Below are 11,386 nucleotides of genomic sequence, written 5' to 3'. Positions count from 1 at the left end.
CCTCCTTCATTCCCACCTAAAAATATCCATTTTTTGCTTGGTTTGTTCAAGAATTAGACTGCGTGATGAAAAAAAGCTGCTTCTACTTAAATCTGTAGAAACAGCTTTTTATTTAATGGGTATATGCCGCTACATTATCGGCGCTAACAGCATCATGCAGGGCCGCATTTAAACCGCTAGCGATAATATTCGCGATATCCTCGATAAATTGATCAATTTCCTTCGGCGTCACAAGCAGGTCATGTCCGACTGGATTAAGCACTTCTTTCACAAGCTGAAGTCGCTCTTCCTCATGCATATTGTCCAAAAGCCCTAAGATTTGCCCTGTGTTGTTCGTCTGCTCACCGAAATGCTTGTGCATCAAATCAAAAGCATTATTAACGATTGTTGAGGCGTATACAACCGTCGGTACACCTATAGCGACTACAGGAACACCAAGAGCCTCCTTCGTCAGTCCTTTGCGCTTATTGCCAATGCCTGAACCGGGATGTATGCCGGTATCGGCAATTTGTATCGTCGTGTTTACACGCTCAAGAGACCTAGAAGCAAGCGCATCGATCGCAATGATGAAATCAGGCTTTGATTTCTCGACGATTCCCTGAACAATATCACTGCTTTCGATCCCCGTAGTACCTAGTACTCCTGGTGCAACAGCACTGACAGCACGATAACCTGGCCCCACTTCTTCAGGCATTAATTCGAAATAATGACGTGTCACCATGATATTTTGCACAACTAGCGGACCGAGTGCATCGGGCGTCACATTGGAATTACCTAGTCCAATAATAAGTGCCTTCGCATTTCTAGGAATGCCAATATCTCGTAAGAACTGTTCAAACTCTTGAGCTAGCTTCGTAGCGACGCGATCCTGCAATGGACTATCTTTTTGCCGAAGAGCAGGCACCTCAATCGTTATGTAATGACCAGGAAGCTTGCCAAGCGATCTGGAGCCTTCTTCATTGAGCACATTGATCTTCGTAACCCGAATCCCGTTCTCTCGTTTCGAATCGGTTTCAATACCCGGTAAGGGCTGCCCCTGATTGGCGGCTTGCGCTATGTCTCTTGCATCTAAGGCCAGATCGGTATGTGTAGAAAATGAGCCTAAATCCATCGTTGTTCCCCTTTCTCAGGTAGCACTGCATCGTTTATTGTGCAACGAACCCTGATCCCTTATGCAAAATAGAAACCAGAAGAGAACCTACTGATAGGTATTGCATTTTCAATGTTTGCATGATAAAATACATAAAGTTGTCAGCAAACATGCAAATGTAAAGTTGAACGTGTTTTATGAAGTAGGAGGTGAATTTCATGCCAAACATCAAATCCGCTATTAAACGAGTAAAAGTTAGCGAAAAGCGCCGTCTTCGTAACGCTTCCCAAAAGTCCGCATTGCGCACTGCTGTGAAAGCTTTCGAAACTGCAGCTAGCAATAATGTAGAATCTGCCAAAGATGCTCTGATTAATGCTTCTAAGAAATTAGACAAAGCAGCTTCTAAAGGTTTAATCCATAAAAATGCCGCTAACCGCAAGAAGTCCCGTCTGGCTAAAAAGCTAAACGCTCTTACGGCTCAAGCGTAACCCAAGAACATACAAGCAAAAGTCCAATTCTCCCACAAAGAGAAATGGACTTTTTTCGTTTTTTTCTTCAGGTTTGTTTTCTACTCAGGCAGCAAGCCTGAGTAGAAACATTTCCAAACCTAACACTTTATCGATTTTCCCGCTTTTCATCTGGAAATCAAGATCAGCCAGCTGAGACATAATCGCGCAAAGCTTGTCCGATTCGTACTTTCGCGACTGGCCTTCAGCCACTTTCACCGCAAAAGGATGAAGACCGATTTGGGAAGCCATTTGCTGCTGCGAATACCCCATCTTGCTTAGTTCCTTCACCTGAAGCATAATCCGGAACTGCCTGGCGATCAGCGCCGCAATCTTGATAGGCTCTTCTCGCTGCTTCAAGAGCTCCTCGAGAATAACGAAGGCACGCTCTAGCCTCAGATTTACGATATCTTCAATTAAGATGAACACGTTCTGTTCCGTACTCCGGGACACCAACTGATCAATCGTGTCAGGCGAGGCTGTCCCCCCATCCCCCACATACAAAGAAATCTTCTCAATTTCCGCTGAAAGTGATTGTAAATTACCGCCTGTATACAGAATGAGCTGATCCGCCGCTCCCTCTGTGAAGGAAAACCCCGATTTCTGAGCCCGCTGAGCCACCCATTGTTGTAGTTCTTCAGCGTTAAGCGTCAGGAAGGGTACAGCAGCTTCACGTTCTTTAAGTGATTTAACGACCTTCTTCCGTTCATCCAGCTTATCCGCATCTACAGTGAACACGATAATGGTATGCTCGGCCGGGGATTTTAAGTAATCGATTAAGCGGTCCAAATGGTGCTCTACCTTGGTGCTTTCTTTGGCTCCCGTAAAAAAAAGAGCATTCGTTGCAATAATAAGCTTTTGCGGTACCATGAATGGAAGCGTCTCCGCATCTTCCAAAACCGCCGAGAGGCTAATTTCGCTCAAGTCAAATTTGCTTACAGCAAATTCTCTATGCTCTGGCTCAATCAAGGATTCCGATAACACTTGGATAAACTCTCTCATTTTATATTTCTCAGGACCATAGCATAAATAAACAGGTGCCGGCCGTCCTGCTTGAATATCTCTCAAAGCTTTTTTTACATCCATGTCTCGCACACTCCTCACTACCATCTTACCAACAACAAAGGGATTGCGTCAAAGTCCGAAGACGTTAACACAATCCCTTTGTAGAGCAATTAGACGAATAGGTTCCGGAAGATCCACCTCCCGGAAGCAGCATCTATTTAAACACCGGTATAAAGGCTCTAGAAACCTTTAACCGAGTGAACGAACCACCAACGAATAATCCGTGCTTTTGATATAGCATACGCAGATTTAGCCATTTAGTGCATCCATTTAGCAAATAATTCTAAGGAACTATTTCTTTTTTCGTCTTCATATCTACAACGAAGGTTTTAGAAGAATCACCACTCAGAACTTGATAGGACAGCTTATCATCCTTAGACCATTCAACTAAATTAATTTCATCGGATTGCTGCCAGATTTGTTTGGAAGCAAACACGATTTCTTGTGAGGAGCTGTCCCTAATAACTACATGCTGTTCTTCAACAACTGCCTCGAACGTACCTGATACCGACTTCAGTATAGGATCTGTCGGCCCCACCATCAACGAATACATATCAGCCTTATCCGAACCTTCTTGAGGATCCGCCTTCTTCAATAACGGCGTTGGTGAAGATGAAGGCTCCGCGGTTTTGGCTGAAATCGCCTCTTTGGGCACTTCTGTCGCCTTATTTGAGATCTCCGAATCCGAAGGCTTCAATTCTGGCACATTCACTTCTGTCCCAAATGACCTGGGATCCTTCAACCGTTCAGGCTCTGAGGTCGAGGGTGCCATCTTCGACGATATTGCATCTTTCGGTTTATTTGTCGAAGCTGCCGTTTGGTCTATCGCCTGAGGCTTTTCAAGCTTAGCGTCGGTGGTAGCCACAGGAGCGCTAACAGCTGAAGGCTCTACCTTCTCCTGCTTGCCATCTGAAACTGGCGAAGAAGGTTGGGTTTCGGTATCTTTTATGGTCGGTTTTTTCTCTTCTGCTCCGGTCGTTAAGCCAGATACCGGTGCACTTTGCGCCATACTAGTAGATTCCGATTGCGTACTTGGTTGCAATAAACCATCAGCTTGATCCAGCATCGGCTGTTTCATATTGAAGGCAAAAAATCCAATAATGAGGCCCGCGGCTACGACGCCGCTAGCGAGTTTCCAAGAAAACTGCGATCCGAATCGGCGTGTCCAAGGAAGTTGGGGAGGCTGGCTTCGTGTTGGAGTCTCGGTAGTCATGCTGAAAGCAGCCGTCGGTTCGGTAATGGATGCCGCGGCAAGCCTATCCATTTCACCAAGTTGCGGCAGTATAGCATCGACCAAACTGTATGGAGGAACGACCTTTGGTAATTGGTTCAATTCATCCGATAACCTTTGCAATCGTTCAAACATTTCCGCGCAGTCTAAACAATCCATCAGGTGAACGTGAAGCTCTTCTTCTTCCTGTGCATCTAAATCTCCATCCAGCTGCCTCTGCATAAGCTCCATCACCTCTTGACAATTCATCCCCGAACACCTCCTTTCTGATATTCTTGGAGCAACGACTGCAATTGCTGTCTAGCCCGAAATAAGTAAGACTTGACCGTATTTAGCGGTAAATTTAACGATTCTGCAATTTCATGATACGAGAAGTCCTGCAAATACCGAAGAACAACAACAGATCGGTGGTGATCAGGGAGCTTATCGATCGCTTCGCGGATATCTTTGGCCAGATAACCCGTCATAATTTCATGTTCTACATTATGCTCTGCTGTAAATGTCATTTCATGCTCATCAATAGAAACCGTCGGTTTCGCCTTGCGAAATTTATCGATGCAGATATTCGTTACAATCCGCTGCACCCACGTCTTGAACAACGCTTTTTCCTCATAAGAATTAATTTTGGTATAAATACGGACCAGCGCCTCCTGCGAAGCATCAAGGGCATCCTGTTCATTATTCAAAATATAGTAAGCGGTTCGATAGACATGAGATTCAATTTCTCGCAATAGGGTAATGAGAGCATCACGGTCACCGGCTTGAGCGCTTCTTACCAGTTCGGGTGCTACCACTGGGATCCCTCCCTCTTGCAATCTTACAGACGCAGATGCTTCTGATAAGGTTGCAGTGTTTATAATAAAAAAATAATAACGACTTGCATTTAAAACAATAGCAAATATTCGAGCAGAAATATACATCTTCTGTATAATAATCATACATAAATACGCTGGAGTCAGCTTTATGTTGCGCTTTTATGTATATTAGACGTAGCAAACGTTAATTGGTTTACTTTCATGACCGTCGATAACGGGTTCAGCCCCTTTCTGAATAAAAGTTAAATTAACTTTCATTTTAGGCCATTTACCTTCCTTCACTCACTTCTTCATTACACGCTTATCACTACTTCGAGATGACAAATGCCATATCCGTTTAATTCCATCCAAAGAAGAGAATATTGATAAGAGCACTCGCTGAAAGTGAGGAACTTCATCATGTTTAAACAGTTATTCGGCAGAAAGTCGTTTGCACAAAAGGCATCCGCTCAAACACATAACCCGTTATTGAATCCAAGTACCAATCAAACCTTACACATGCAATTGCAAGAAAACTTGATCACTATGAAAAATATTTTGCATGATCCCAGTGATTTAATGACAAGAAAATTTACAATCGGCGATCAGTATTCTTGCGCGCTCGTAAGTATTGACGGGCTTGTAGATACTTCCCTTATTAATGAACAAATGCTTAAACCGATGCTTCATTCATTTGATTATTTAGTCTCTTCTCCCGAAGAACTCCTGACCATACTTGAACAACAGGTTCTTACCACGTATCAACTAGAGCATATAGACCTAGTAGATGAAGTCATTTCCTCCCTTTTATCCGGGAGCACAATTCTCTTCATTGATGATGTCGCAAAATGTCTCGTTATCTCCAGCAGCGGTTGGAAAACACGAGGAATTGAAGAGCCTCAAACGGAATCAATAATACGCGGCCCGCGAGCGGGATTCTCCGAAGATTTACGCACCAATACCGCTATGCTGAGAAGAAGAATCAAAGCGAAAAGCCTTGTTTTCGACACTTATGGCATTGGGAAAAGAAGCAAAAGAGAAGTGGTTGTCACATACCTCGATGGCATCGTCCATCCCAAGCTCGTAGAAGAAGTGAAGCGAAGAATCCAAACTATAGACATCGATGATATCGAAGGGTCCGGTTATTTAGAGCAATGGCTGGCAGATAGCTTCCTAAGTCCTTTCCCGCTCATCCTCAATACAGAACGACCTGACAGAGTGTCAGGATCACTTCTGCAGGGCCGTGTAGCCATTCTTGTGGATGGCGACCCCTTCGCGCTCATCTTGCCGCTTACGTTCGCTTCAAGTCTACAGTCACCCGAAGATTATTATCAGCATTGGCTGATTACAACACTGACACGTTTGCTGCGCTTAGCAGCCTCTTTCATCGCTACATTCTTACCTGCACTATACATTGCTTTGCTGGAATTCCATCACGGTATGATCCCATCCAAGCTCGCATTCTCGATTGCCGGTGCGCGTGAAGGCGTCCCATTCCCTGCCGTCATTGAAGCTTTTGTCATGGAATTCACACTTGAGCTCTTAAGGGAAGCCGGACTCCGCTTACCGAAGCCGATTGGTCAAACCATCGGTATCGTTGGCGGTTTGGTTATTGGAGAAGCGGCTGTTGCCGCAGGAATGGTTAGTCCAGTTATGGTTATCGTCGTTGCGGTCACAGCCATCTCTTCCTTCGCCTTGCCTTCCTACTCATTTGCCATTTCTCTGCGTGTCATGCGCTTTGGAATTATGATAGTAGCAGCTTTCTTTGGGCTTTACGGCATCATCCTGGCCTATATTATGATTAACATCCATATCGTTAATCTGAAAAGCTTCGGCGTACCTTACTCAACGCCTTTTGCGCCAGTTTTCATTCAGGACTGGAAAGATCTCGTTCTAAGATCTCCGATCATGTTCATGAAGAGAAGACCCCAAATGCTACAGCCTCAAGATAAGGATCGATTAAATAAAGAGAAGCGGTGAATCGATGAAGTTTTTCGAATACGGAGAGAAAGAAGTCAACTTCATGGATATGGCTGTCACGATTGCCTCCATGATTATCGGAGTCGGCGTACTCATCCTGCCAAGAAGTCTCGCACAAACAACTCATTCTTCCGATGGTTGGATTTCTATGACAGTGGCAGGACTTCTAGCAATCGGTATTGCTTGGTATCTTGCAAAAATCGCCATTCATTTTAGTAAACAAGGCTTCTTCGCATATGCCGCCGCCGCCGTCACAAAGCCAGTAGCCTATGTGGTGACCACTGCTCTTGCTATTTACTTCTTAACCTTTTGCGCTTTTGAAGCAAGAGCTATCGCGAATATTGCCAAACAATACTTGTTTGAGCGCACGCCCGTTGAAGCAATCGCACTGACTTTTTTAATGGTCGTCGTTTATGCGGTTTCCGGCAGCCGAGTTGGACTCATTCGCCTTAATATTTTGTTTCTTCCTTTCATTTTTGGCATTACACTAACGGTGCTTATATTCAGTACAAGCATCTTCAGCTTCGAAGATTTAAAACCTTTTTTCATAACGAACTGGCGGGATTTAGCGATTGGCGTGAAAGATAGCACCTTCTCTTTTCTCGGATTTGAGATCATTTTGTTTTATATCTCATTGATGAGTAAGCCCAAGGATGCCCCAAAAGCAGCCATCATCGGCGTGGCCATTCCAGTATTTCTTTACATTGCTATCTATATCATCTGTGTAGGTGTGTTCTCCCAATTTGCCTTAAAAGAAATAACTTTTCCCGCAGTGGAGCTGGCTAAAGAAATGCAAATTCCAGGGGAATTTTTCGAGCGATTTGAATCTATCTTCTTTACGATTTGGATTATGACCGTGTTCACAACAACCATCATGGCCTTTGACTGCTCTATTTGCGCCTTGCGCTCGATGTTCACCCAAGTGAAACGCAAAACTTGGGTTCTTATTCTGAGCCCTGCGATCTACATGACCTGCATGCTGCCAAGAAACATGTCAGATTTCTCAAAATTAGGCACGTTCATTAGTTATTTTGGTATGGTAATAGCCATCATCGCTCCCGGGCTCGTTTATTTAATCGCTAAACTTCGAAAGGTGAAGAGCGATGCTACCTAAATCTATCGTGATCTCTATATACCTTAGCCTTTTACTATTCCTGACAACAGGCTGCTGGGATCGCGTAGAAATAGATCAGCGCGGCTTCGTTGTCGGAATCGCCATTGACCAACCAGAGGCAGCCGACGCCAAACATAACTACTTAGGCACCTTTCAGTTCGTCGTTCCAGGCGGTTTGAAGCAAAGTACCCGGGGCTCCGGCGGAGGCGGAGGTGGTGCTTCAGGCAAAGCCTACTTCAATTTGTCAACGACAGAGAATTCAATGCCGGCTCTCTCTGGCCGAATGTCTTCGAAAACAAGCCGTTCTCCTTACTTTGAGCACTTAAAAATGATTCTAATTTCAGATAAACTCGCGAAGAGTAAATCTAATTTCGCTGATTTATTGGATTATTATTTACGAAACAGTGAGATGCGAAGAGGTGTCCAAATCCTAATCACTGAAGGCAAAGCAGCGGACGTCCTAAATATCCAAGCCAATAATGAAACGATGCCGATTGATTACATAACGTCCATTGCCAAAAATAATAGAAAAACGAATTTTATGATCCCCCAATCCCGTATTGGGGATGTCCATGAAAATCTCGTCAAACACGAAAGTTTCGCCATTCAGAAAGTCAAAATCGAAGATCAGGGAATCTCTTTATCAGGATGCGCCATATTTGCAGGTGATACAAAGCGGATGGTAGGCTTTCTATCGGGAGCAGAAACACAAGGTTTAAATTTTATTACGAATCAAATGAAAGGCGGCATAGTCGAATCGAAAATAGATGAAAATACGGTTGATTTTCTCTTGGAACGATCAGAGCGTAAAATCACGATGCAGCTTCTCGGCCCGAACCGCTTTAAATTTGTTATTCAAATTCTTGCCGAAGGAAACCTCGATAAATCCATAGCAAATATTGACCCTTCCAAAGAACAAGCACTCAAACGAATTGAGAAAAGCATCACGGAGATGATTGAAAAAAATGCTTATAAGGCGATAAAAAAGCTGCAGCAAACCTATAAGAAGGATGCCTTGGGTCTTGGCCCATATTTATATCAAAACCACTACAAACTGTGGAAGCCAGTAGAAAATAACTGGGATTCTGGGGATAACCTATTCTCTCAAGTTATCATCGAAGTGCATGCTGAATCAATTATCCGCCGAATCGGTAACATTAACGAAACAAAGAAGGAGTGATTAGACATGTGGAAGGCAATTTTAGGACAAATGCCTCCTGGGATGGTTCTTATCGGAACCCTTCTGGCATTCATCATCCCCTTTAGCATCAATTGGATTAACGAAGAGCTTCATAAACATGGAGATCCGCCATGGAAGCTTCAGCCAGAGGATGAGCAACTACCTGATCATCAACAACTTCACCAAACTCAAAATCTACATCAAAATCAAGATCAAAATCCAAAACAAAAAAAAGCACTACAAAATTCCTCAAAGTAGAGTGTCTTGTAGTGAATCTATCCAAAATTAAATATACTGCGATTACACCTTAAATTTAGACAATGACTCTTGAAGCGTCACCGAAAGCTGCTCCAGCTTATCGGAAAGTTTAACTAACCCTTCACTAATATTTAGCTGCTCAGTGCTCAAGGAAGCCACCTGCTCCGAAGTTGCAAGCGATTCTTCGGACACAGCACTCACATTCGTCATGGCATCGCTAAGTACGAATTGCGACTCTTCTAATTGCTGAACAGATTGACTGACAGAACCTAATTGATCGATGAAACCGCCCATCCGGTTTTGCACTTGCTTGAATAGCAGATCCGCTTCTTTCACAGAATGAATCTGCTCTTGAAAGATAGGGTAAGCCTCCGATAATACGTTCACTGTATCATCAATTTCAGACTGAATCGTTTCGGTAATCTGACCTACAATTTCGATAGATTGTCTTGATTGATCGGCAAGTTTGCGAATTTCATCGGCTACAACCATAAAACCTTTACCAGCTGATCCAGCACGCGCAGCTTCAATCGCAGCGTTGAGCGATAAAATATTCGTTTGCTTCGTCATTCGACTCAAAATATCCAATACCTTGCGTATGGAATGTGTGCTCTCTTTCAGCTTGTCGACCTTCTCAACCATAGAACGCGTCATTTCTTCCGTGATATTCGTCTTGGCGATCAGTTCTTCCATATATTTCGTTCCTTGTTGGCTTGAACTTTGTACTTCCTCAGCCGCAACGCCCATCTCCTGATTAGCCAAAACAACACTCGTAATTTGATGACCGATATGGATCGTCAGCTCGTTACCGCGTTCAGCTTGCGTAGCCAAGCCTGCTGCTCCCGTTGTAATTTCGCTTGTGGCTACAGCAATCTCTCTCGCCGCCGTTGCTGTATATTTGGAAGATACCGATAGCTCTCCAGCTGTTCTAAGCACTTCCTCAGAAGATTGATTCGTCTGTCTAAAGAGTTCAGTAATCTGCTGCATCATCGTATCGAAGCTGCTTCCCAACTGTCCAATTTCATCCTTTGAATTCGTCTGCGTTCGAATTCTAAGATCCCCCTGAGCCCCCTCCTCCATGAGATTACGGATGTGCCCTAACGGTTTCCCGATCATTCTAGCAACCAAATAACCGATTCCTATGGCCATAATTAACGCACATATGGAGACAATGATAGTGAGGTCGTAAATGACCTTCATATCCTTGGTTAGGTCATTTACAGGAATCATACCTACTGTAAACCAGCCCGTAAGCTCTGATTTCGAAAAAACAATTTCCTTCTCTTTATCCGCGGACGGAAAGGAAGCGCTCTCTTTGGCCTTCTGTTCATCCGTTAATTTATAGTTAGATATCGTCCCCATCTGCGCTTGATCTTGGCTATAAATAATCATTCCATTTACATCTGTTACTTGAATGGTACCCGTTTCACCCATTTTAATATGTTCCAATTGTTTCTTGACCAGATCCAAATTGATATCGAAGACAGCCACGTAAAATTCTTTCGAGTTCGCTTGATGAATGACACTACCAACCGAAATCACAGGCGTTGAAATCCGATTATCCTTTAATTTGGTAGGCATCCATACAGGTTCACCATCTTTTGCAATAATGGCTTTGAACCAATCCTGATCCGCATAATTTTTCTCTGTCATCAAACTAGCTTTCGTTTGAATGATATGTCCATCCGGTGAAAAGATCTCAACAGATTGTATGCCTTCATTAGAGTAAAGATAAGATGACATCGTCGCTTCTAACTCGGACATATTTTCAATATACTCGCGAGACCCTTTATTTAAATGAATAGCTCTAGATACTTGATTTTGAAGCGGTCCATCCATGACTAGGAGCAGTGTTAATTTTTGATACTGTTGATACAAGAAATCGAGTTTCTGACCGGTTTGCACGATCGTTTGAAGCGATGCATCCGTCACTTTCTTTTGCATCACATTTTTTGAAATTTGATAAGAAGCTATCCCCATAAAAATAACAAAAAATAAAATACTGGCAATAATCGATAGGCTCAACTTGACGCCCACTGAATGCAACCTAGTTCCCCAATCGATGGGTTTGGTTGAAGAGGTCTGTACCTTTTTACCTAGTCTAGGCTTTCCTGCAGTTTTGAAAATTACGTGGACCCATTTCATCGCCATAAACCTATCACCACCAT

At 43.5% G+C, this 11,386-nt stretch carries 10 protein-coding genes; 5 read left to right on the top strand and 5 right to left on the bottom strand.

Annotated elements, in window-relative coordinates:
• Positions 1–112: 112 nt before the first annotated feature.
• Positions 113–1,111, bottom strand: coding sequence for a GPR endopeptidase (gene gpr / locus GK047_RS03880; RefSeq protein WP_163941410.1), 999 nt, complete (start codon positions 1,109–1,111; stop codon positions 113–115).
• Between the two features lie 197 nt (positions 1,112–1,308).
• On the opposite strand from gpr, the gene rpsT reads away from it, so the two are divergent.
• Positions 1,309–1,578 (top strand): 30S ribosomal protein S20, encoded by a 270-nt coding sequence (gene rpsT, locus GK047_RS03875; protein ID WP_079411747.1) that lies wholly within the window; start codon positions 1,309–1,311, stop codon positions 1,576–1,578.
• Between the two features lie 84 nt (positions 1,579–1,662).
• On the opposite strand, the gene holA is transcribed toward rpsT, so the two are convergent.
• The 3 genes from holA to GK047_RS03860 form a co-directional block, all read right to left on the bottom strand.
• Positions 1,663–2,682: a DNA polymerase III subunit delta gene (holA, locus tag GK047_RS03870; protein WP_163941408.1), complete on the bottom strand. Its 1,020-nt coding sequence runs from the start codon at positions 2,680–2,682 to the stop codon at positions 1,663–1,665.
• Between the two features lie 262 nt (positions 2,683–2,944).
• Positions 2,945–4,141, bottom strand: a complete 1,197-nt coding sequence (locus GK047_RS03865; protein WP_163941406.1) for an anti-sigma factor family protein — start codon at positions 4,139–4,141, stop codon at positions 2,945–2,947.
• The gene (locus GK047_RS03860; protein WP_163941405.1) at positions 4,138–4,686 is read right to left on the bottom strand and encodes a sigma-70 family RNA polymerase sigma factor; all 549 of its coding nucleotides are present in this window, start codon (positions 4,684–4,686) and stop codon (positions 4,138–4,140) included. Before GK047_RS03860 ends, GK047_RS03865 begins: the two co-directional genes overlap by 4 nt.
• A gap of 420 nt (positions 4,687–5,106) precedes the next feature.
• On the opposite strand from GK047_RS03860, the gene GK047_RS03855 reads away from it, so the two are divergent.
• Genes GK047_RS03855 through GK047_RS03840 form a run of 4 tightly spaced genes read left to right on the top strand, consistent with a single transcriptional unit; the run spans position 5,107 to position 9,218 of the window.
• On the top strand, positions 5,107–6,666 hold the full coding sequence (locus tag GK047_RS03855; RefSeq protein WP_163941402.1) for a spore germination protein: 1,560 nt from the start codon (positions 5,107–5,109) through the stop codon (positions 6,664–6,666).
• Positions 6,667–6,670: 4 nt separating this feature from the next.
• A complete protein-coding gene (locus tag GK047_RS03850; protein ID WP_163941393.1) occupies positions 6,671–7,780 on the top strand; it encodes a GerAB/ArcD/ProY family transporter in 1,110 nt (369 codons plus the stop codon).
• Entirely contained in the window at positions 7,770–8,960 is a 1,191-nt protein-coding gene (locus GK047_RS03845; protein ID WP_163941391.1) for a Ger(x)C family spore germination protein, read from the top strand. Before GK047_RS03850 ends, GK047_RS03845 begins: the two co-directional genes overlap by 11 nt.
• Positions 8,961–8,966: 6 nt before the next feature.
• Entirely contained in the window at positions 8,967–9,218 is a 252-nt protein-coding gene (locus tag GK047_RS03840; RefSeq protein ID WP_163940015.1) for a hypothetical protein, read from the top strand.
• Positions 9,219–9,260: 42 nt separating this feature from the next.
• Here the strand turns inward: GK047_RS03840 and GK047_RS03835 are convergent, their stop codons facing one another.
• Positions 9,261–11,369, bottom strand: coding sequence for a methyl-accepting chemotaxis protein (locus GK047_RS03835; protein ID WP_240343752.1), 2,109 nt, complete (start codon positions 11,367–11,369; stop codon positions 9,261–9,263).
• Positions 11,370–11,386 lie beyond the last annotated feature (17 nt).

Source organism: Paenibacillus sp. SYP-B3998 (assembly GCF_010820665.1).
Taxonomy (GTDB): domain Bacteria; phylum Bacillota; class Bacilli; order Paenibacillales; family NBRC-103111; genus Paenibacillus_E.
The sequence above is the reverse complement of the archived record's forward strand: the minus strand, read 5'-3'. Positions and strand labels throughout refer to the sequence as shown.